Below are 19,420 nucleotides of genomic sequence, written 5' to 3' on the forward strand. Positions count from 1 at the left end.
ACTTTGGCTCACGATGTGGAATAGGGAATAGGCACGCAGGTGAGTCAAAGGAGATTTTTGCACATGAATGAGTGGATTCCCCGGTTTGCGGATTACCTGGCGGTGGAAAGAGGGCTGTCCGCCAACACACGAGAATCGTATCAACGGGACCTGAAGGCGTTCTGCCTCTACCTGCAGGACACGTGGCACGTCACGCCCGAATGCGCCCGGCAGCCGCACATCGCGGGATACCTCGCGCATCTCCGGGCGCAGGGCCGAGCCGCGACAACCGTATCGCGCAATCTGGCGAGTCTGCGCTCGTTCTATCATTTCTTGCTGCGGGAAGGCCAGCTGTCCCAGGACCCGACGGTGCACATCGATTCGCCCAAGGTGGAGAAACGGCTGCCAAAGGTCCTGACGGTGCACGAGGTGGAACGCCTGTTGGACGCGCCGGACGTGGCGACCCCGAGCGGTGCGAGAGACAAGGCGATGCTCGAACTGCTGTACGCCACCGGCATCCGGGTGAGTGAACTGGTGTCCATCCGCGTGTCGGACGTCAACCTCAGTGCGGGGTTCATCCGCTGCATCGGCAAGGGGTCGAAGGAACGGATCATCCCAGTTGGCGACATCGCCCGCAGGGCGCTCCTGCATTATCTGCAGTTCGGCCGCGTACGGCTGTTGAAGGACAGCAACCCGCCGGAGCTCTTTCTCAATCATCACGGACAGCCGATGTCGCGCCAGGGCTTCTGGAAGATATTGAAAAAGCACTCCCGTTCTGCCAACATCGTGAAAGATATCACGCCGCACACGCTGCGCCATTCGTTCGCCACGCATCTGCTGGAGCGCGGCGCCGACCTGCGGGCGGTTCAGGAGATGCTGGGGCACGCGGACATCTCGACGACGCAGATCTACACGCACGTGACGCGGACGCGTTTAAAAGAGGTGTACCTGAGCGCCCATCCCCGTGTGAAGTGACGTATTGGTCGGGGGATGGACGCGGGGACGCGAAGGGCACAATGAACGGGGATGGGGCGCACCGGCGCCCCTTTGTGTTGCGGGAGGCGATGGCATGGAGAAAAAGCGGTGGATATGGATTGTGCTGGACAGCGTCGGCATCGGGGCGGCGCCGGACGCGGAACGGTACGGACGGGGCGATGCGAACAGCCACACGCTGCGCCACATCGCCGAGGCCGTCGGGGGATTGCGTGTGCCGCAGTTGGCGGCGATGGGTCTGGGGTGCATCTCCGCGATCCCCGGTGTACCCTGCGAAGCGCCCGTTGGAGCATTTGGACGGATGCGGGAACAGTCCTGGGGGAAGGACACCACCAACGGCCACTGGGAGTTCGTCGGGGTCGTGTTGGACAAGCCGCTGCCTGTGTATCCGGAGGGATTCCCGCCCGAGGTGATGGAGCCGTTCGAGCGGTACGTCGGGAAGCCGGCATTGTGCAATCGCCCCGCCTCCGGAACCGAGGTAATCCAGCAGTATGGCCCGGAGCACGAGCGGACCGGCCGGCCCATCGTCTACACGTCGGCGGACAGCGTGTTTCAGATCGCTGCCCACGAGGACGTTGTGCCGGTGGAGGTGCTGTACGATTGGTGCCGCTACGCCCGCTCCATCCTCACGGGTCCGCATGCCGTTGGCCGCGTGATCGCGCGTCCGTTCACCGGATCTCCGGGCCGTTACCAGCGGACGCACCGGAGGAAAGACTTTTCACTGACGTTCGGGGAGACGGTGCTCAACCGAGTGGCCGCCCGCGGGTACCCGGTGGCCGGCATCGGCAAGATCGCCGATATCTACGGCGGGTCGGGCATCACGGAGGCCATTCACACGGAAAACAACATGGACGGCGTCGACAAGCTGATCGCGCAGTTGGACCGCCAGGACGAGGGCATCGTGTACGTGAACCTGGTGGATTTTGACATGCTGTATGGCCACCGCAATGACCCGGTTGGATTTGCGCGGGCCGTAGAGGCATTTGACGCTCGTCTTTCGGAGATCCGGGAGCGCGTCCGGCCAGGCGAGGTGTTGTGCATTGTGGCCGATCACGGCTGCGATCCGACGACCGAAGGGACCGATCACACGCGCGAATGGGTACCGCTCCTGTTATGGACGCCGGGCATGCGCCGGGGCGTCGCATTGGGAGACCGGGAGACGTTCGCCGACGTGGGGGCGACGCTGGCGGAGTATTTCCAGGTCGATCCACCCCCTGTGGGGCGGAGTGTGTTGGCGCAGGTGTTCGGTGCGGACGCGACTTCCTCAGTTTAGGGGCGCCCGGTCCCCGGCGTTCGCATAGGTCCGTCCTCCCCGCGGAATCCTGTGAAGGGGGAGGGATGGCAGATGCCAAAGGGTGTCCGATGCCTGGTCGAGGAGTGCGTGTTCAACGAGCGTCACGACTGCGTGGCCGACGAAATTGAGGTTCGGTCCAACGGCAACGATATCGTTGGCACCTCGAAGGGGACGGAGTGCGGGACCTTCCGTTTCCGGGACTTCGACGACGGCCAGTTGGCCCGCCAGCCGCAGGTCCACGCGTGACGAACCGGTTCGGGTATCTTTCGGAGGCAGAGCGGAATGCCGACGCGCATTCCGCTTTATTACGTGTTTACACACGCTTGGGTATGCGACGCACGGTCTCCTGTCGCGAGCGTCCTCTGCCGCGCGATGTGGGTGTCCTCCGTCAGGCGACGTCCGTCACACCATCTGCGGGCGGTCTGATAGAAACCGAGGGGGGCGCGCACACTACTCCCAGGGATGATCGGCGGACCCCAGGTTCGCCGGAGAACACGTACATCGAAAGGGGCTGAGCAGATGGGACGTGGTGTGAGGCGTGGATGGCCGGCGGCCGGTGCGTTGGCCCTGTTGTGTTGTCTGGTGCCGGGGACAGCGGGGGCGCAATCGTTCCCGGCGGCGGTGGGCGGGAGTTCGTGGGCAGCCGGGCACGGAACGGCTGCGGCGGCGAGCGTGGAGATCCGTCCGGTGCGCGAGCCACAGCCGGATGCGGAAGATGAAGGGATTGGGCTGGCACATGAGTCCAGAGCGGCGGTGGTGATGGACTACGCCACGGGGAAAGTGTTGTTTGAGAAGGATGCGCATGAGAAGCTGCCGATGGCGAGCATCACCAAGGTGATGACACTCCTGTTGGTGGCCGAAGCGATTGACAGCGGACGGCTGCGCTTGACCGATAAAGTCAAGACCAGCGAGTACGCGGCCAGCATGGGCGGTTCACAGGTCTTCCTCGAGCCAGGGGAGACGATGACGGTCGAGGATCTCGTCAAAGGGATCGCGATTGCGTCGGCCAATGACGCCTGCGTCGCCCTGGCGGAACACCTGGCGGGCAGCGAGGAGGCTTTCGTGCGCCAAATGAACCGTCGGGCGCGAGAGCTGGGGATGGACGGCACGCATTTCGTGAACTGCAACGGGCTGCCCGAGCCGGATCACTACAGCTCAGCCCATGACATCGCCATCATGTCGCGAGAACTGTTGAAACACGAGTGGATCACGAAGTATACGTCCGTCTACAGCGACTATCTGCGCAAAGACACCGAACACCCGTTCTGGCTGGTCAACACCAACAAGCTGGTCCGGTTTTATCCTGGCGTCGACGGGCTGAAGACGGGATATACTGCCGAAGCGAAATACTGCCTGACCGCGACGGCGAAGAAGGACGGGTTTCGGGTGATCGCAGTGGTCATGGGCGCTCCGAAACCGTCCGTCCGCAACCGAGAGGTCAGCGAACTGTTGAACTGGTCGTTCAGCACCTTTACGTCTAAAGTTCTGTACAAAGCGGGCCAGCAGGTGGCTACCGTCCACGTCCTGCACGGCACACCGGAGACCATTCCGGTCGTGACGAGCGACACCGTCGGGGTCATCTACAAACGGGGAGAGCACCCGTCCTTGCAGACCCAGATGGCGATCGACGACCTGCAGGCACCGGTGAAGCCCGGACAAGTCGTGGGGGAACTGAAGGTCGTCGACGGTGAGGATGTCGTAGGGTCCTGCCATCTGGTCGCCGGAACAGGTGCGCGCAAGGCGGGCCTGTTTGAGACCTTGGGCCGCACGGTCCGCGGCATGGTCACCTTTGGACGCTGAGCCTGGGCCGTACTTGAGGCGTCAGATGCATTCTGTTCACGCGCCGTTCCGCCCACCGCGAAGCGCGCACCGTCCACGCGTTCACAGGTCCGGGAACGGGTGCGGGAAGGCATGTTTCAGCTGGCTGGCCAGCTGCAGGGCTGCCTCCCGCGCCCGAACCGTATCGCCCAGCGCGGCGTACGCCCGTCGGATCACGTTGAGCAGTTGGACCTTCTGCGCCGTGTCGGCGTCCGCCTCCCACCCGGCCAATGCCTGTTCGGCGATCTGACGCGCTTCCTGGGGCCGCCCCAGGGCAAGGCAGGCGGCGGCACAAGTCGCACGCGCGCTCAACTGCAGGGACTTGGTGTACCGGTCCAACCCGAGCGCCGTCCGCGCATCCTCTTCGGCCCCCGTGTAATCCCCGCTGACCAGCCGGCACAGTGCACGCTCGCTGTATGCGTTTGCAAGACGAATGCTGTCCCGCTGCAGTTCATGGTCCTCCACACACCGGTCGAGGTGCGACAGTGCGCCAGCGATATCTCCCGCCAGTCGAAGGTTCACCCCGAGGTTGACCAAGCACTGGTTGTATCCCCTTTGGTTTCGGGTCCGGGCGTACAGCTCCATGGCCTGCTCCAGCGCCTGCCGGGCCTCCTCGTGGCGGCCGGTTTCCATGAGGACGTTCCCCATGGTGTGCCGGATAGTGGCTAAGTCCAGGCTGAGGCCACGCGCTTCCGCCAGACGTGCGGCGCTCTCCAAATGGGTCAGCGCGGCGGGGTGCTCTCCCAGCAGGTAATGGGTGCGCCCGAGATTTGCACGGACCTTGACTTCCAACGGCATCTCGATCCCAGGGTGGCGGCTCAACAGCTCAACGGCGCGCTGCCAGTACATCCTCGCCATCGCCAGGCGGTTCTGTTTGCGGAACAAATGCCCCAACGAGTAGCAGGCGTGCACGGCGCTGGGAACGTCGTCCTTCTCCAAAGAGATCCGTACCACTTGCTCGTACGCGTCGCAGGCTTCGTCCCACCGTTCGAGCGCCTCGTAACACTCCGCCAAATCCCCGTAGAGCACCTCGTCCCGCACCAGATGATGCGGATGCCGAATGACCTCCAACAAGAGCGGAAGCGCGGCGTCGTAGTGCTGGGTCTCCAAGAGACTACGAGCTTTCCGGTATGTCTGCGCGAGATCAGTGTGTTGCGTGAAATCTTCGGCGAAGTACGACGGTTGCACACCCAGCCGCCGTGCCAACTCCTCCAGCAGCTGGGGTGAGGGGGCGACTCGGTCGGATTCGATTTGGCTGATCATGCTTGAGGTGACCAGTCCAGCACACAATTCCTGTTGTGTCATGCGGCGCTCCTTGCGCAGAGCACGCAGTTTTTGCCCGAGCGAAGCCATCGCCAGCCCTCCTCTCAAAGCGGATTCTACGTGCATTCTACTACAGGTTCGGAATTGCGGAAACTCTGACCATATGTCGAAGGACGTAAGATCCACACGAGTTTTGTCAGCCTGCAGGATTTTCCGATCCCGACCGGAAAACTCCTAGCGTACTATCTGCTCTGCCGGTTGCCGGCGAAAGGAGCGTTGCGAATGAGCATCGAGACGAACGTGAAAGACGGCATTCTGGTGGTGCGTTTGCGGGGAGACTTGGATCACCATGCCGTCGAATCGATTCGCGACCAGATTGAGGCCGCTCTCGAGGAGACGCATTATCGCGGATTGGTGTTGTCGTTCCGCGGGATCGAATTCATGGACAGCTCCGGGCTGGGGTTAATTCTCGGGAGGTACAGGACCCTCTCCCAGCGTGGCGGACGGATGGCCATCTGCGAGATCAGCGCGCCGCTTCGGCGCATCTTCGAGATGTCCGGTCTGTTGAAGATCCTGCCGGTGTACGACAGTGAAGACGGCGCCATCCGCGCCGTGAAGGAGGGCTGATCCGCCGTGGAAAAGCCGCTACGCAACGCTGTGCTCCAGAAGAACTACATGCGTATGCAATTTCCAAGCCGCTCCGAGAATGAATCGCTTGCTCGGGTGGCCGTGGCAGCCTTTGTCGCAGAGTTGGACCCGACACTGGAACAAATTACTGAACTGAAGACCGCGGTATCTGAAGCGGTGACGAATGCCATCATCCACGGGTATGAGGACACACTCGGCGAGATCCGCATCTCCTGCGCCATCCACGGGGGGGCGGTGGAAGTCGTGGTGGAAGACGACGGCGTCGGCATCGAGGACATCGAGTTGGCCCGCCAACCCCTGTACACTTCCCGGCCTGAGCTGGAGCGGTCCGGTATGGGGATCACCATTATGGAGAACTTCGTCGACGAACTGGTTATCGATTCTACGCCCGGCCGCGGAACCCGCGTACGCATGCGCAAAATCATCCGCCGCGACCCAGACTGCCAGTGAATGGAGCGGCCCGCGATGGATTACGCGAAGGGGTTGGATGACCGGGGGCACAAGCCCACAGACGAGGAGATCCGCGACCTGATTGCGCGCAGCCAAGCCGGAGACAGCGAAGCCAGGGACCAATTGGTGCTCGGCAACCAACGGCTGGTGTGGGCGGTGGTGCAGCGATTTCTCGGCCGCGGGTATGAGCCCGACGACCTGTTTCAGATCGGGTGCATCGGCTTGCTCAAGGCGATCGACAAATTCGATCTTTCCTACGACGTCAAGTTCTCCACATACGCGGTCCCGATGATCATCGGCGAGATCCAACGGTTCTTGCGCGACGACAGCACGGTGAAGGTGAGCCGGAGCCTGAAGGAGACCGCCAAACAGATCCGCCGGGTGCGGGACGAGTTGGCCAAGCGGCTGGGACGGCAGCCGCACATCACCGAGATCGCGCAGGAGCTCGGCATCGAGCCGTCGGAAGTGGTGTTCGCCCAAGAGGCGTTGCGCACACCGGCGTCCATCCACGAGACGGTCTATGAGAATGACGGTGACCCCATCTATCTCATGGACCAGATCGCGGATGAGGAGCAGGGGGAGTGGTTTGACAAAATTGCGTTGCACGAGGTGTTGGGTAAGCTTCCGGAGCGGGAGCGGCTGATTGTCTACCTGCGCTTCTTTAAGGACAAGACCCAGGCGGATGTGGCACGCGTGCTGGGCATCTCGCAGGTGCAGGTGTCACGCTTGGAGAAACGCATTCTCAACGCCATTCGAAACCAGCTGTCCTGATGGTGCGAGTACGGCCCCCCTTCCGAGGCAACACTACAGGCGATGTCTGACTTTGGGGAGGTGGGGTGCGTGGCCGTTCAGTCGAAGGGCCGCCACGTCAGTTACCAACAGATCGTGGAACGGCACACGCCGCCGCGGCCCATCATCCGCAACACCATCCGGGCGTTTTTTGTCGGCGGCGGCGTCTGTGTCCTCGGCCAGGTGGTACAGACCCTCTTCGTCCGGTTTGCCGGATTCAGTCCGCAGGATGCGTCAAACCCGACGGTAGCGGTGATGATCCTTCTGTCCGTCATCGCGACGGCGTTGGGCGTGTACGACAAGTTCGCCCAGTGGGCAGGTGCGGGTTCCGCAGTGCCCGTTACCGGATTCGCCAACACGATGGCGTCCGCCGCCATCGAGTGCCGCAGCGAGGGGTGGGTGCCCGGTGTCGGTGGCAACATGTTCAAGTTGGCGGGACCCGTGATTGTGTACGGCGTGGTGTCCGCATTCTTCGTCTCACTGGTTCGGTATGTCGTGATGCACCTGTAGGACGCATCGGTGAAGGAGGAGGAGGGGCATGCCTAAAATCGGCCAACAGACATGGCTGTTTCCGAGCGAACCGCGCATCGAGCAGGTGGCGACCGTGGCGGGAAAGTTGGAAGGCGAGGGCCCGTTGGGGGCGTGCTTCGACGTGCGAAAGGAGGACGATTGGTGTGGTGCGGACACGTGGGAGCACGCCGAACAGGGCCTGTTCCGGGAAGTGGTTCAGATCCTGTTTCAGAAAGCGGGGATCACTCCTCAGGACGTCGACCTGTTTTTCGGGTCGGATCTAAATGCCCAAGTGACATCCTTTCACTACGGGACGCGGGAGTTTGACATCCCCAAGATCGGCCTGTACAGCGCCTGCGCGTCGTCGACGGCGGCGATGGCGCTTGCCGCGGCATCCGTCGAAGCCGGGTTCGCGCAGCGGGTCCTGGCTGGCACGTCCAGCCACACGTCGACGGCCGAGCGGCAATTCCGGTTCCCCACGGAGTACGGCGCACAGAAGCCGCCCACCGCACAGCGGACGGTGACCGGAGCGGGCGCCGCGTTGATCGGGACGCGTGGAAGCGTGGCGATCACGGCGGCGACCATCGGGCGCGTGGTCGATTACGGTGTCACAAGCCCATGGGAGTACGGCGCCGCGATGGCCCCGGCGGCAGCTTCGACCATCTTGGCACACCTGCGCGACACTGGGCGCAAGATCTACGAGTTCGATGCCATCGCGACAGGGGATCTGGGGCGGGTCGGCCACGCCATCCTGCGGGATCTGTTGGAGCAGCAGGGCGTGGAGCCCGGGGACCGCCTGCTCGACTGCGGCATGCTCATCTACGCTCCCGATCAGCCGGAGGTGTTCGCCGGTGGAAGCGGGGCGGCGTGCAGCAGTTTGGTCATGTTCGGCCACTTCGTCAAAAAACTCGAATCTGGCGAATGGAAACGGATCCTGGTCGCTGCCACGGGTGCGCTGCTCTCTCTGGTCAGTTCGCAACAACAGGACACCATTCCGGCGGTCAGTCACGCAGTCGTGTTGGAGAGAAAGGATGGGTGACGAATGGCAGGTGGATGGATGACATTTGTGTGGGCGTTCGTCGTCGGGGGCATCATCTGTGCCATCGGGCAGGTCATCATGGACGTGTCCAAACTGACCCCGGGGCACGTCATGGTCGTCCTGGTCGTCGCAGGTGCCATCCTGGACGGACTCGGTCTGTACGATCCGCTGATCCGGTTCGCGGGCGCCGGTGCGACCGTGCCCATCACGAGCTTCGGCAACGCGCTGGTGCACGGGGCGTTGGCGGAAGCGGAGCGCCACGGGCTCATCGGGATCATCACCGGCATCTTCGAAGTCACCAGCGCCGGGGTGTCGGCCGCTATCGTGTTCGCCTTCCTCGCCTCGGTCTTCGCCCGCCCCAAGGGGTGATGGCGGTGCGCCTTCCTGTGGCTGAGTACACGAGCCGGGCAGGCGCCCGGACGCCTGAGGGTGCCCGGGCATAACGTGCAGGACGGGGGTGTCTTCCCGAACACGGGAGTGAGGTGGTTGAGGTGCTGCACATGTTGTTCTGGTTGCCTCGCCTGTTCCGTTACGTCGGATGGTTTCAGGCCATCATCGGTTTTGTCCGACCGCTGTTGCCCCGGCTGAGCCGGATTTGGCCGGGACGAGTACCGGCCGCTGCGCCTGCGGCGTAACCTGCTCTGGTGGCTTCGCCGCCCGTAGGACCGTGACTCGCGGCGGCGGGCGGCGTCCGGTATACTGAAAATGAGCCGCCTTGCGGTACTCCACACGGAAAGGTCTCCCAGATGGTGAACCCAGACCAGTTGTTGTATGAGACGTCCGGGGTGGTGCATTCGAACATTCAGGTGCGCCAACGCGGGGACGTCCGGTATCTGCGCTTCGGATCGTCCGGGGGTTGGCAGGGCGCCGTGCGCTGTGGAGGCGGGTTCCAGCGTCCCGTATTCGCCTACCAGCGCGCCTTCGCATCGCTGGCGGAGAGCTTGCCCGCACCTGAGGCGTTCCTGTCGCTCGGCGTGGGCACCGGGACGGCCATGCACACGGTCGGGCAACTTCATCCCGCGTGCCGGTTGGACGGCGTGGACATCGACCAAGCGGTGATTGAGCTGGCCTTGCACTACTTTGGCGCGCCTGAGCCAGGACAGGCCCGGTACTATGTGCACGACGCCGTCGTCTTTTGCGATCACTGTGATCGCGTCTATGACCTCGTGTTCGTCGACGTATACCAGGCTCGTGCGGTCGATGAACGCGTCCTGGCGCCATCCTTCGCCGATCGGCTTCATCAGATCCTCCGGCCGGGTGGCGTGGCCGTGTGCAACATCATCGGCCGTCTTCCGGTCTCGCACGCGTTGAGGGCGTTTGCCCGTGCGGCGGCCAGCCGTTTTCCCGCTGTGTGGGTGCTTCCCGTAGGTTCCGCGCCAGCGTTTGTGGAGCAGAACATGCTGTGGGTGCTGTGCGATGGCGACGATTCGGTGGCCCGTTGGCGGACGGCGATGCGGACGAGCCTCTGGCTGTCGCCGTGGGAGCGCGCGTTGTGGCCGATGCGGTTGCGCCGCATGAGCGCCGATTCCGCCCGGGACGCCGACGCAGATCCAAGCCGCTGAATCGACCGTTTCCCGCCCTGCCGTGTGCTATAATAGGGGCGACGAGCGGCACGGTGCAGAAGCACCCGCATGGCTGCTCACAAAGGAGCGGACGGTTTGCTGCAGAATATCATCAGCCCGGTGTTTATATTTCAATTTTTGGCAGTTGTCTTAAGTTTGACCGTGCACGAGTTTGCGCACGCCTGGACCGCGGATCGGCTCGGGGACCGGACGGCTCGCATCGCGGGACGCGTGACGCTCAATCCGGTGGCGCACCTGGAACCGCTGGGGCTTATCATGATTCTGTTCGCCCCCATCGGGTGGGCCAAGCCCGTGCCGGTGAACGGGGCGAATTTTCGGCATCCCCGCCGTTCCCTGATGTTTGTGGCGGCGGCCGGCCCTGTGGCGAACCTGATCCTGGCGGCCCTCTGCGTGACGCTGCTGCGCTTTGTGCCACCGCCGACGTCGTTCGGCGCCAGTGTCAACGATTTTCTGCTGCAACTGTTGCGGTGGGGATTCATCGTCAACGTGTCTCTGTTCGTGTTTAACCTGATCCCGATCCCGCCGTTGGACGGTTCGCGCATCGTGGCCAGCTTGCTGCCGCCCCGGCTGGAGTACCAGTACAGCCGCCTGGAGCTGTACGGCCCATTCATCCTGTTTCTGTTTGTCTTGATCCCGCCCCTGCGCAACCATGTCTTTTTGCCGCTCTTCGCCACGGCCCTCAATTGGGTGGCGTCGTGGTTGGCCTTGGCGCCGTGGATGGTCTGACGCCGGGAGGGGTGTCCGTGACCCTGGAAGTTGTGCTCGACACGTTCACCGGACCGTTGGATCTGTTGCTCCATCTCATTCAGACACAGGAGATCAACATCCACGACATTCCCATCGCCACCATCACCGATCAATACTTGGCCTATCTCCATGCCATGGAAGAGCTGTCGCTGGAGATCGCCAGCGAGTTTCTCGTCATGGCGGCCACTCTGTTGGCGATTAAAAGCCGCATGCTGCTCCCGCGTCCGACCCGGGCGGACGAGCCGGAGGAAGAGGGGGAAGATCCGCGGGCTGAACTGGTTCGCCAGCTGCTGGAATATCAGCGCTGCAAGTGGGCGGCCGAACAACTCCGGGAACGCCACCTTCTGCAAAGCCAAGTGTACGCACGGCCGCCTTTGGACCTGGGGCCGTTTGCTCCTCAGGAACCGCCTCCGCTGACGGGTGTCAGCCTGTGGCAGCTGGTGGACGCTTACCGGCGTCTGGTGCAGCGAATCCCAAAAGAACGCCGTGTGGCGACCATCGAAGGCACGGTGATCTCCGTCGAAGAGGAGATGGACCGCCTCTTGGACAAGCTTCGCCTCTACAAAGAGGTCACGTTCCTTCAGCTGTTTGGGGGGGTACCTTCCCGCCGGCACCTGGTGGCCGCGTTCCTGGCCCTGTTGGAGCTCGTCAAGGAAGGGGCTGTCCGGTGTTGGCAGTCGGAGCCGCTCGGCGACATCGTGGTGGTTTTGCAGGAAGGGGACGAGATATGATCTTGCCCATGTTGGGGGCTTTGGAAGCGATTCTTTTCGCAGCGGGGAGTGAAGGGGTCACCGACGAAGAGCTCGCCGAGATCCTGCAGCTCCCCGTCCACGAGTGCCGGTCTCTGTGCGAGGCGCTTCAGGAGGCGTACGACCAGCGGGGGAGTGGATTACAGGTGGCGCAGCTCGGTGGTTCCTGGCAGTTGCTGACGCGCCCGGAGCACGCCGTGTACCTCCGGCGGATGGCGGCGTCCCCGATGTCCACCCACCTCAGCCCAGCGGCCCTCGAGGTGTTGGCCATTGTCGCGTACCGGCAGCCCATCTCCCGCGCGGAGATCGAAATGGTGCGCGGCGTTCAGTCGGATCGCGCCATCCACACGCTGGTCCACCGCCAGCTCATTGCCGAAGTCGGCCGCCAGGACGCACCCGGCCGGCCGATTTTGTACGGGACGACGCAGACGTTTTTGCAGGCGTTCGGATTGCGCAGTCTCGACGATCTGCCGCCTCTGCCGCCGGAGCCTGAGGATCCGGAGGCGTTGTCGCTCTTTCAAAAACCGCCGGTCTGGCCCCGCGACTGAGCCCCCGATCCACATTCGCCTGGGGAGTGGCGCCCAGCGGGCAGAATACAGCGGAGGTTCCGGGGAATGCTAGAACCGTTCCAAGAAGAGGTGGGACGGTTTTGTTGATCTTGTGGGCTGTCATCGCAATCGCCGCGGTGGGGGCGCTGGTGGCCTTGGGCCTGTGGCAGCCCGTCCGCATCACCGTCGAATGGACGCAGCAGCAGTCGGACACGGACGCGTGGCTGTCCGTCCGCACGTTGTTCGGGCTGATCGGGTTTGAGCGAAAACTGACCGCGATCGACACGCCCTTGACGGAAGACGGCCCTGCCCTCCGATTCCGACACCAACGGCCCGCGGTGGACGGCTGGGGACACGAGTCCACCGTCCTCACCCGCGCAGAGGTGATGCACGTCTTCCAGAATTGGGACCGCTGGAGCCGGGTCCTGCGCGCCATCCTCCGTGAAATCGGGTTCATCCTCCGCCGCACGCATGTGGAGGAGCTGTCGTGGCGGATGCGCATCGGCACAGGGGACGCCCCTGGCACCGGGATGGCGTGCGGCGCTGCGTGGGCGCTGGTGGGAACGCTCGTCGGGTGGCTGGCGTCCCATACCCGGATGGCGGCGCCGGGAGACGTCCGGATCGATCCGGACTTCGAGCGGGCGTCGTTCCAGTCCCGGTTCCGCTGTATAGTCTGGATTCGAGCCGGTTATGCTATCCTGGGCGGCATCGGTGTGGCACGGGCATGGAGGAGGAGACAGACGCATGGAACACCCAATTCAAGGTCTCATGAAGACGGCCATGGAGAACATTCGCGGGATGGTCGACGTCAACACCATCATCGGTGACCCGGTCGAGACGCCGGATGGCACCGTGATCCTCCCGGTCAGTCGGGTGGGCTTTGGATTCGCCGCAGGTGGCAGCGAGTTCCAGGCGGATACAGAAGCGAAATCGGGCAACGGGGGTGGCAACGGCGGCTTTCCGTTCGGGGGCGGGTCGGGCGGCGGCGTGTCCATCAACCCCATCGGATTTCTGATCGTCAGCAAGACGGGCGGTGTCCGCCTGTTGTCGACCGATAACCAAAATCAGTTGTACGATCGCCTGATCGATATGGCCCCCGTGGTCGTCGAGAAGATCCAAGCCCTGTTGAAAGGGGATTCCGTCAGGCAACGCTCGTCCACCACGCAACTCGCGGATAAACCGATGTGACGTCCCGGCCGGCGGCGGGCGGCGTCCGGCCGACCGCACGCGCCGCCTGGCGCACGGCCGGATGGAGCCGGTTGTCCTAAGCGGACAAGAGCCGACATATCCTGCAGAGAGGGACTGTGGGGGGTGTCGGCTTGATTGATCTCATCTGGCTGATGCTGTTTTTGTCCGGGATCGTCACGGCGGCGTTCACCGGGCGGATGCAGGCAGTCGCCCAGGCGGTGCTGGGCGGGGCGGAGTCGGGCGTGGCCCTGGCGATCGCGTTGATCAGCATGATCTCGCTGTGGTTGGGGCTGATGCGGATCGCAGAGTTGGCCGGACTGGTCCGGGCGCTGACGAATTGGCTGCGGCCGGTGGGGCGCTTTCTTTATCCCTCGGTGCCGCCGGATCACCCCGCGATGGGCTCCATCCTGTCGAACATGGCCGCCAACATCCTCGGCCTCGGCAATGCCGCCACGCCGCTGGGTCTCAAGGCGATGCAGGAGCTGCAGACGCTCAACGAGGACAAGGAGACGGCCAGCGACGCCATGTGCACGCTGTTGGCGATCAACACCGCGAGCATCACGCTCATTCCGACCACCGTGATCGCGGTGCGCATGCAGAGTCACTCGGCCGATCCGACGTCCATCGTCGGCACGACGCTGTTCGCGACCTGCATCGGGACCGTCGCGGCCATCGTCCTCGATCGCCTGTTCCGGGCTTGGTCCAAGCGGGGGCGGGCGTGATGCAGCAGGTCCTGTCCACCCTCTCGACGTGGTTGTTGCCCGTGTTGGTCGCGGCGGTGTTGGTGACGGGCTACGCCCGCCGGGTCCCCATTTACAACGCGTTCGTGGAGGGGGCGAAGGCGGGGTTTGGCACATCCATCCGCTTGATTCCGCACCTGGTCGCCATGATGGTGGCGGTACAGGTGTTCAGCGCCTCAGGGGCGATGGACCTGGTGGTCCGAGCATTGGCGCCAGCGGCACACTGGCTGCACCTTCCGCCGGAGGTGGTGCCGATGGCGCTGCTGCGCCCGATCAGCAGCACCGGATCCCTCGCCTTTATGAAAGATATCTTTCAAGATCCGCGTTTCGGCCCAGACTCCTGGGTCGGGCAGTTGGCTTCGACCCTGCAGGCCGCGTCTGACACCACGCTGTACGTCATCACGGTGTACTTCGGCAGCGTGGGCATCAAGAACATCCGCTACGCGTTGAAGGTGGGCTTGCTGGCGGATCTGGCGAGCGTCATCGGCAGCGTGATCGCCGTACGGATCTTGCTCGGGCCGATGCCTGGCTCATGACCGGATTTGTCGCTCCAGGATGTCCGGGGTATAATGGGCGCGGTCACTGACGAGGACGAGGACAGGAGCCGTGGGGATGGAAGAGCGATTGCAAAAGGTGTTGGCACGGGCTGGCGTGGCGTCCAGGCGCCAGTGTGAAACGTTGATTCGGGAAGGCCGGGTGACCGTCGATGGCGTGGTGGTCACGGAACTCGGCACGAAGGTTAATCCCCAGCGTCAGCAGATCGCGGTCGATGGGCGGGTGGTCTCCCTGGAGCGCCCGGTGTGCGTGATGCTCCACAAGCCCACCTCATACGTGACGACGGTGCGCGATCCCCAGGGCCGGCGGACCGTCATGGACTTGGTCGCCGACGTGGGGGTGCGGCTGTACCCGGTGGGGCGTCTGGACTACGATTCGAGCGGACTTCTCCTGCTCTCCAACGACGGGGACCTGACGTACCGCCTGTTGCATCCATCGCATCACGTGGACAAGACGTACCGGGTCACCGTGCTGGGGATACCGGAAAAGGAAGGGCTGCAGCGCCTTCGCCGCGGTATCGAGCTCGAGGACGGGCCGGCGCAACCTGCGCAGGTCAAGGTGCTCCGCCAACATCCTCTGGAGTCGGTGCTCGAGATCACCATTCACGAGGGTCGCCACCGGCAGGTGCGGCGCATGATGGAGGCCATCGGGTGCCCCGTGAAGCGGCTCAAGCGGGTCTCCTTCGGTCCGCTGGCGTTGGGGGATCTGCCTCCAGGCCGGTGGCGGATGCTGACGCCTGAGGAGTGGCAGGCGTTGTACACGTCGGTCGATCTCCCGGTCCCCCCTTACCCCGGAGAGGAGACGGACGCCGCGGACCGGCGGGATCGTCCCCGGACGTTGCGACGGAAACCGGAATCGCGCAAAGGTCGGAAGAGCTGACCAGCGATGCATGAACTTTCCGCGCTCCGCAAACCCTACTCGGGAAGGGAGCGTGGTGTCATGCGACGTGGGTTGACGCATCTGGGGACCATGGCCTTGATCATCGCCCTTTGTACGGGGTGTACAGGGCCGTGGCAGGCAGTGAACCGGGGCACCGGAACGGCGGCGGATGCGATGCGCACGACGAATCTCACGGCGCGCACGCGAATGGCCTCGGATTCCCGGCTGCAGGTCGATCAGAAGGTGGCGGACCGGGTGGCGCGCGTCCCGGGGGTCCGCCAGGCGGCTGTCCTGGTGGCGGGGGATACGGCGTACATCGGCGTGGAGCTGGCCGGAGGCACCCAGGCCGGGCTCGCGGAACAGAAGAAACAGGCCATCATCTCGGCGGCCAAGGCCGTCCACCCTGGACTTCGCTGGGTCATGGTGAGTGCCAATCCGGACGTCTACCATCATTTTCAGGACTTCGCACGCCAACTGTCGGCCGGGCGTCCAGTGGACGCGGTGTGGAGCAATTTCCGCTCCATCGTGGAGCGCGTGTGGCCGGATGTGAGATAACATGCGAGGCGCTCGATGGTGGATAGGACTGTCGGTCGTATGCTTGTGCGCCGCGTGCACGCCGAATCACGCCCAGGCAGGGGCCTCGGCTTCCGGTGCCACTGCACCCCGCGTGACCGCTTGGGGTGACGCCCGTTCGCCCGTGGCGGTGGGCGGCAGGATGGATTTTCCCACAGGGCAGCGCATCGTGGCCAGGCCGGACGTGGCCGCGTCGCTTCGGGACGGCGATAGCGTGGCGGACGCAGTGGTAATTCTGGACGACGGACGAGGGTACGTTGGGTTACGTCTGATGCCGGACGCGCGACTGACTCCCTCGTTGACGAATCGGGTCCAAAATACCGTGCGGCGTTTTGCGCCCGGGGTGGGACCGGTGTTCGTCACGGCCGACGCGCACGCGTTCGCGGATCTCGCGGCGTTTCAACGCTACCTGGTCAGCGGCCGCACGGTGACCGGCATCCTGATGACGTGGCGTTCTATCTTGCAGCGGACGTGGGGGATCACGAGTCCGGCATCGGGCGGGTCCCCTCCAGCCGGGCGGTGACACACCGTCCGGTTTTTTTGTGGCGACAGGACTTCGGTTGCCGGTGTGGACCTGTCCAAGGCATAATGAGGGAGAATGAGCCGGGAGGTGCATGGGGGATGGAGAGCCAACCGCGTGTTCTGGTAGTGGACGACGAGGAACGCATCCGCCGGTTGGTCCGGATGTACCTGGAGCGCAGCGGATTCGCCGTCGAAGAGGCGCAGGACGGCAAACAGGCCTTGGACATGATGCTAACCCGTTCCTACGCCTGCGTGATCCTGGACCTGATGCTGCCTGGGATGGACGGGCGGGACGTGTGCGCGCATGTGCGGCAGCATTCCGACGTACCCATCATCATGCTCACGGCGGCTGGGGATGAGACGCAGCGCATTCACGGTTTCGAGCTCGGCGCGGACGATTACGTCGTCAAACCCTTCAGTCCGCGCGAACTGGTGATGCGTGTCAAGGCATTGCTCAAGCGCGCCGGCGACCAGGAGTATCTGCGCACGGACCTGCAACAGATCTTGTCTTTCCCGGATTTGGTGATCCGTGTCGACGCCCGGAGGGTGGAGGTCGCGGGTCAAGAGGTCAATCTGACGCCGAAGGAGTTCGATCTCCTCGTCTACATGGCTCAGCGCCCCGACAAGGTCTTTACGCGCGAGGAGCTGCTGCGGGACGTGTGGAATTACCAATTCTATGGCGATCAGCGTACGGTCGACACCCATGTCAAGCGTCTGCGTGAAAAATTGGGCCATGCCTCGGAACGGGTGAGCCAGTACATCGTGACCGTCTGGGGCGTGGGCTATAAGTTTGAGGTTGGCTCGTGATCCGAAACAGCATCGTCGCCAAGTTGTGGTTGACCATCGTCGCGATGGTCGTGCTGGTGTTGGTCCTGTTATCGATCTTGTTGCAGCAAGTCTTCGACAACTACGTCTACGAACAACAGGTCAGCGAGTTGACACGTCTGGCCACGACCGTCAAGACGCTCGTCCACGACAACGAAGACGCGGCACTGGCAAACCACATCGCCTCCCAGCTGGCGGATGTGCAACAGGCGCACATCGCCATCTACGATTCGATTTCGGAAGCCGGTGAGGGCCATGCGGTGTACCAACGGTTGAGCGCCGACCAACAGCAAGCCCTTGCGGCTGGCCAGACGGTCACGGTCCGCGGCGTGTACAATGGTGCCGACACGGTCGCCGTGTACGCACTCATTCCAGGGGCTTCCCCCGGATTGCTGGAAGTGCGCCAGCGCATGAGCGTTCTGCACGATCCGCTGGCGCGCATGCGCAATCTCATCCTGTTTGCGATGGCCCTGGGCGTCATCCTCACCACCGGATTAGCGTTTGTCATCTCCAAGAACCTGTCGCGGCCGCTCGTACAGATGAACCGGGCGGCCGAACTGATGGCGCGGGGCAATTTCAGCGGCAAAATCGAAGTGGTGACGACGGATGAGGTGGGGCGGCTGGGACGGACCTTCAACGCCCTCGCCAGCGAGCTGGAGCGCACGATTGCGGCCTTGACACAGGAAAAGTACCAACTCAGCAGCATCCTCTCCTCCTTGCGGGATGGCGTCGTGGCGGCAGATCTCGACGGGTACGTCACGTTGATGAATCCTCCCGCCCAGCGGACACTCAGCCAGTGGGCGCTGGCCGATCGCGGTGTTCCGGAGGTGACGCGTCTTCCCGCGCTGTTGCTCCGTGTGACCGAACACGTTCTGGAACGCAAGGAGACCCGGTCCGAGGAGCTGATGGTGCTGGGCCGCCAGATGGTCGTAACCACGACCCCGTTGTATACATCGGACGGGCGGACGGTGCGCGGGACGGTGTCCGTCCTGCGGGACGTTACCGAGGAGCGCCGACTGGATCGCCTGCGCAAAGATTTCATCGCCAACGTCTCGCATGAGTTGCGCACACCGTTGAGCATGATGCAGGGCTACGCGGAAGCCCTGCTCGACGAGTTTGGTGACGATCCGGAGCAGCGCCGGGAGTTGGCCTGGATCATCCACGATGAAACCCTGCGCATGAAGCGGCTCGTCAACGACTTGCTCAACCTCGCCCAGTTGGAGTCCGGCCAGTTCCACATGAACTTCGAACAGGTGGATCTGGTCACCGTCGTCCGCCGGGTTGCGAGGAAGTTTCAAACGCTGGCCTCGGATCGGGGATTGGATCTTCAGGCCTCCGTTCCAGGTTCGCCTGTGTGGGTGTGGGGAGACCCGGACCGGCTGGAACAAGTGTTCACCAATCTGGTCGACAACGCCATCCGCCACACCCAGCAAGGCGGCCGCGTCCGCATGGAGGTTGCCGCAAGTCCTCACCACGCCAGGGTCAGGGTATCCGACACGGGAAGCGGGATTCCGCCGGAAGATATCCCTTACATCTGGGAACGATTCTACAAGGCGGACAAAGCGCGCACCCGCGGTACGTCTGGGACGGGACTCGGGTTGGCCATCACCCGCCACATCGTCCTGGAACACAAGGGGGATGTGGTGGTCGAGAGCCGACTCGGATCGGGGACCACATTCACCGTTTCCTTGCCCCTGTACTCCGGGGCTTCGCGGGCGTGAAGGAGAA

At 63.6% G+C, this 19,420-nt stretch carries 25 protein-coding genes; 24 read left to right on the forward strand and 1 reads right to left on the reverse strand.

The genetic code is table 11. The features are described from left to right. The first annotated feature begins 63 nt into the window (after window positions 1-63). The 4 genes from xerD (at window position 64) to N687_RS0101830 (ending at window position 4,066) form a co-directional block, all read left to right on the forward strand. Window positions 64-954, forward strand: a complete 891-nt coding sequence (gene xerD, locus N687_RS0101815; RefSeq protein WP_029420235.1) for a site-specific tyrosine recombinase XerD — start codon at window positions 64-66, stop codon at window positions 952-954. Between the two features lie 94 nt (window positions 955-1,048). Then, window positions 1,049-2,245 (forward strand): phosphopentomutase, encoded by a 1,197-nt coding sequence (locus N687_RS0101820; protein ID WP_035462008.1) that lies wholly within the window; start codon window positions 1,049-1,051, stop codon window positions 2,243-2,245. Window positions 2,246-2,317: 72 nt separating this feature from the next. Next, complete coding sequence (locus N687_RS0101825) at window positions 2,318-2,512, forward strand: DUF1540 domain-containing protein (RefSeq protein ID WP_029420237.1); 195 nt, start codon at window positions 2,318-2,320, stop codon at window positions 2,510-2,512. A 273-nt stretch (window positions 2,513-2,785) separates the two neighbouring features. Then, window positions 2,786-4,066: a D-alanyl-D-alanine carboxypeptidase family protein gene (locus N687_RS0101830; RefSeq protein ID WP_081841069.1), complete on the forward strand. Its 1,281-nt coding sequence runs from the start codon at window positions 2,786-2,788 to the stop codon at window positions 4,064-4,066. A gap of 81 nt (window positions 4,067-4,147) precedes the next feature. On the opposite strand, the gene N687_RS0101835 is transcribed toward N687_RS0101830, so the two are convergent. Then, window positions 4,148-5,437 (reverse strand): tetratricopeptide repeat protein, encoded by a 1,290-nt coding sequence (locus tag N687_RS0101835; RefSeq protein WP_029420239.1) that lies wholly within the window; start codon window positions 5,435-5,437, stop codon window positions 4,148-4,150. A gap of 192 nt (window positions 5,438-5,629) precedes the next feature. Between N687_RS0101835 and spoIIAA the strand changes: the two genes are divergently transcribed. From spoIIAA to N687_RS0101930, 20 genes are all read left to right on the forward strand, one after another. Next, the gene (gene spoIIAA, locus N687_RS0101840; protein ID WP_035462011.1) at window positions 5,630-5,974 is read left to right on the forward strand and encodes an anti-sigma F factor antagonist; all 345 of its coding nucleotides are present in this window, start codon (window positions 5,630-5,632) and stop codon (window positions 5,972-5,974) included. A gap of 48 nt (window positions 5,975-6,022) precedes the next feature. Beyond that, window positions 6,023-6,445 (forward strand): anti-sigma F factor, encoded by a 423-nt coding sequence (gene spoIIAB, locus N687_RS0101845; protein ID WP_029420241.1) that lies wholly within the window; start codon window positions 6,023-6,025, stop codon window positions 6,443-6,445. A gap of 15 nt (window positions 6,446-6,460) precedes the next feature. Continuing rightward, window positions 6,461-7,216 carry an RNA polymerase sporulation sigma factor SigF gene (sigF, locus tag N687_RS0101850; protein WP_051662866.1) on the forward strand — a complete coding sequence of 252 codons (756 nt, stop codon included), beginning with the start codon at window positions 6,461-6,463 and terminating at the stop codon, window positions 7,214-7,216. A 42-nt stretch (window positions 7,217-7,258) separates the two neighbouring features. Next, window positions 7,259-7,744 carry a stage V sporulation protein AC gene (gene spoVAC, locus N687_RS0101855; RefSeq protein WP_035462013.1) on the forward strand — a complete coding sequence of 162 codons (486 nt, stop codon included), beginning with the start codon at window positions 7,259-7,261 and terminating at the stop codon, window positions 7,742-7,744. 28 nt (window positions 7,745-7,772) lie between these two features. After that, window positions 7,773-8,783, forward strand: coding sequence for a stage V sporulation protein AD (gene spoVAD / locus N687_RS0101860; RefSeq protein ID WP_029420244.1), 1,011 nt, complete (start codon window positions 7,773-7,775; stop codon window positions 8,781-8,783). A gap of 18 nt (window positions 8,784-8,801) precedes the next feature. Next, a complete protein-coding gene (spoVAE, locus tag N687_RS0101865; RefSeq protein ID WP_029420245.1) occupies window positions 8,802-9,152 on the forward strand; it encodes a stage V sporulation protein AE in 351 nt (116 codons plus the stop codon). A gap of 122 nt (window positions 9,153-9,274) precedes the next feature. Next, window positions 9,275-9,418 (forward strand): hypothetical protein, encoded by a 144-nt coding sequence (locus N687_RS24315; protein WP_197029186.1) that lies wholly within the window; start codon window positions 9,275-9,277, stop codon window positions 9,416-9,418. A gap of 111 nt (window positions 9,419-9,529) precedes the next feature. Beyond that, a complete protein-coding gene (locus N687_RS21880; protein ID WP_051662867.1) occupies window positions 9,530-10,345 on the forward strand; it encodes a spermidine synthase in 816 nt (271 codons plus the stop codon). A 96-nt stretch (window positions 10,346-10,441) separates the two neighbouring features. After that, on the forward strand, window positions 10,442-11,092 hold the full coding sequence (locus tag N687_RS0101880) for a site-2 protease family protein (RefSeq protein ID WP_156040005.1): 651 nt from the start codon (window positions 10,442-10,444) through the stop codon (window positions 11,090-11,092). A gap of 17 nt (window positions 11,093-11,109) precedes the next feature. Next, the gene (locus N687_RS0101885) at window positions 11,110-11,844 is read left to right on the forward strand and encodes a segregation and condensation protein A (RefSeq protein WP_029420248.1); all 735 of its coding nucleotides are present in this window, start codon (window positions 11,110-11,112) and stop codon (window positions 11,842-11,844) included. Continuing rightward, window positions 11,841-12,410: an SMC-Scp complex subunit ScpB gene (scpB, locus tag N687_RS0101890; RefSeq protein WP_035462016.1), complete on the forward strand. Its 570-nt coding sequence runs from the start codon at window positions 11,841-11,843 to the stop codon at window positions 12,408-12,410. Before N687_RS0101885 ends, scpB begins: the two co-directional genes overlap by 4 nt. A gap of 101 nt (window positions 12,411-12,511) precedes the next feature. Then, window positions 12,512-13,237 carry a DUF2953 domain-containing protein gene (locus N687_RS23635; protein ID WP_156040006.1) on the forward strand — a complete coding sequence of 242 codons (726 nt, stop codon included), beginning with the start codon at window positions 12,512-12,514 and terminating at the stop codon, window positions 13,235-13,237. Beyond that, entirely contained in the window at window positions 13,155-13,598 is a 444-nt protein-coding gene (gene ytfJ / locus N687_RS0101895; protein WP_029420250.1) for a GerW family sporulation protein, read from the forward strand. The genes N687_RS23635 and ytfJ overlap by 83 nt, the downstream gene beginning before the upstream one ends. Window positions 13,599-13,729: 131 nt before the next feature. Beyond that, window positions 13,730-14,320 carry a nucleoside recognition domain-containing protein gene (locus tag N687_RS0101900; RefSeq protein WP_029420251.1) on the forward strand — a complete coding sequence of 197 codons (591 nt, stop codon included), beginning with the start codon at window positions 13,730-13,732 and terminating at the stop codon, window positions 14,318-14,320. Further along, window positions 14,320-14,874 (forward strand): spore maturation protein, encoded by a 555-nt coding sequence (locus N687_RS0101905; protein WP_029420252.1) that lies wholly within the window; start codon window positions 14,320-14,322, stop codon window positions 14,872-14,874. Before N687_RS0101900 ends, N687_RS0101905 begins: the two co-directional genes overlap by 1 nt. A 76-nt stretch (window positions 14,875-14,950) precedes the next feature. Further along, complete coding sequence (locus tag N687_RS0101910) at window positions 14,951-15,772, forward strand: pseudouridine synthase (RefSeq protein WP_081841072.1); 822 nt, start codon at window positions 14,951-14,953, stop codon at window positions 15,770-15,772. 60 nt (window positions 15,773-15,832) lie between these two features. After that, window positions 15,833-16,327, forward strand: a complete 495-nt coding sequence (locus N687_RS21885) for a YhcN/YlaJ family sporulation lipoprotein (RefSeq protein ID WP_051662868.1) — start codon at window positions 15,833-15,835, stop codon at window positions 16,325-16,327. A gap of 160 nt (window positions 16,328-16,487) precedes the next feature. Further along, window positions 16,488-16,868: a YhcN/YlaJ family sporulation lipoprotein gene (locus N687_RS0101920; protein WP_029420255.1), complete on the forward strand. Its 381-nt coding sequence runs from the start codon at window positions 16,488-16,490 to the stop codon at window positions 16,866-16,868. Between the two features lie 98 nt (window positions 16,869-16,966). Continuing rightward, complete coding sequence (locus N687_RS0101925; RefSeq protein WP_029420256.1) at window positions 16,967-17,674, forward strand: response regulator transcription factor; 708 nt, start codon at window positions 16,967-16,969, stop codon at window positions 17,672-17,674. Further along, on the forward strand, window positions 17,671-19,413 hold the full coding sequence (locus N687_RS0101930) for an ATP-binding protein (protein WP_029420257.1): 1,743 nt from the start codon (window positions 17,671-17,673) through the stop codon (window positions 19,411-19,413). The genes N687_RS0101925 and N687_RS0101930 overlap by 4 nt, the downstream gene beginning before the upstream one ends. Window positions 19,414-19,420: the final 7 nt, after the last annotated feature.

This window comes from Alicyclobacillus macrosporangiidus CPP55 (assembly GCF_000702485.1).
GTDB lineage: Bacteria > Bacillota > Bacilli > Alicyclobacillales > Alicyclobacillaceae > Alicyclobacillus_H > Alicyclobacillus_H macrosporangiidus_B.

Excerpts from the sequence above, each read along its gene's own strand:
- spoVAC (WP_035462013.1), top strand. The coding sequence starts at position 7,259 with ATGTCTGACTTTGGGGAGGTGGGGTGCGTGGCCGTTCAGTCGAAGGGC.
- xerD (WP_029420235.1), top strand. The coding sequence starts at position 64 with ATGAATGAGTGGATTCCCCGGTTTGCGGATTACCTGGCGGTGGAAAGA.
- spoIIAA (WP_035462011.1), top strand. The coding sequence starts at position 5,630 with ATGAGCATCGAGACGAACGTGAAAGACGGCATTCTGGTGGTGCGTTTG.
- N687_RS0101910 (WP_081841072.1), top strand. The coding sequence starts at position 14,951 with ATGGAAGAGCGATTGCAAAAGGTGTTGGCACGGGCTGGCGTGGCGTCC.
- spoIIAB (WP_029420241.1), top strand. The coding sequence starts at position 6,023 with ATGCGTATGCAATTTCCAAGCCGCTCCGAGAATGAATCGCTTGCTCGG.
- N687_RS0101830 (WP_081841069.1), top strand. The coding sequence starts at position 2,786 with ATGGGACGTGGTGTGAGGCGTGGATGGCCGGCGGCCGGTGCGTTGGCC.
- N687_RS0101925 (WP_029420256.1), top strand. The coding sequence starts at position 16,967 with ATGGAGAGCCAACCGCGTGTTCTGGTAGTGGACGACGAGGAACGCATC.
- N687_RS0101905 (WP_029420252.1), top strand. The coding sequence starts at position 14,320 with ATGCAGCAGGTCCTGTCCACCCTCTCGACGTGGTTGTTGCCCGTGTTG.
- N687_RS0101820 (WP_035462008.1), top strand. The coding sequence starts at position 1,049 with ATGGAGAAAAAGCGGTGGATATGGATTGTGCTGGACAGCGTCGGCATC.
- spoVAE (WP_029420245.1), top strand. The coding sequence starts at position 8,802 with ATGACATTTGTGTGGGCGTTCGTCGTCGGGGGCATCATCTGTGCCATC.
- spoVAD (WP_029420244.1), top strand. The coding sequence starts at position 7,773 with ATGCCTAAAATCGGCCAACAGACATGGCTGTTTCCGAGCGAACCGCGC.
- N687_RS0101825 (WP_029420237.1), top strand. The coding sequence starts at position 2,318 with ATGCCAAAGGGTGTCCGATGCCTGGTCGAGGAGTGCGTGTTCAACGAG.
- N687_RS21885 (WP_051662868.1), top strand. The coding sequence starts at position 15,833 with ATGCGACGTGGGTTGACGCATCTGGGGACCATGGCCTTGATCATCGCC.
- N687_RS0101835 (WP_029420239.1), bottom strand. The coding sequence starts at position 5,437 with ATGGCTTCGCTCGGGCAAAAACTGCGTGCTCTGCGCAAGGAGCGCCGC.
- scpB (WP_035462016.1), top strand. The coding sequence starts at position 11,841 with ATGATCTTGCCCATGTTGGGGGCTTTGGAAGCGATTCTTTTCGCAGCG.
- ytfJ (WP_029420250.1), top strand. The coding sequence starts at position 13,155 with ATGGAACACCCAATTCAAGGTCTCATGAAGACGGCCATGGAGAACATT.
- sigF (WP_051662866.1), top strand. The coding sequence starts at position 6,461 with ATGGATTACGCGAAGGGGTTGGATGACCGGGGGCACAAGCCCACAGAC.
- N687_RS0101920 (WP_029420255.1), top strand. The coding sequence starts at position 16,488 with ATGGATTTTCCCACAGGGCAGCGCATCGTGGCCAGGCCGGACGTGGCC.
- N687_RS21880 (WP_051662867.1), top strand. The coding sequence starts at position 9,530 with ATGGTGAACCCAGACCAGTTGTTGTATGAGACGTCCGGGGTGGTGCAT.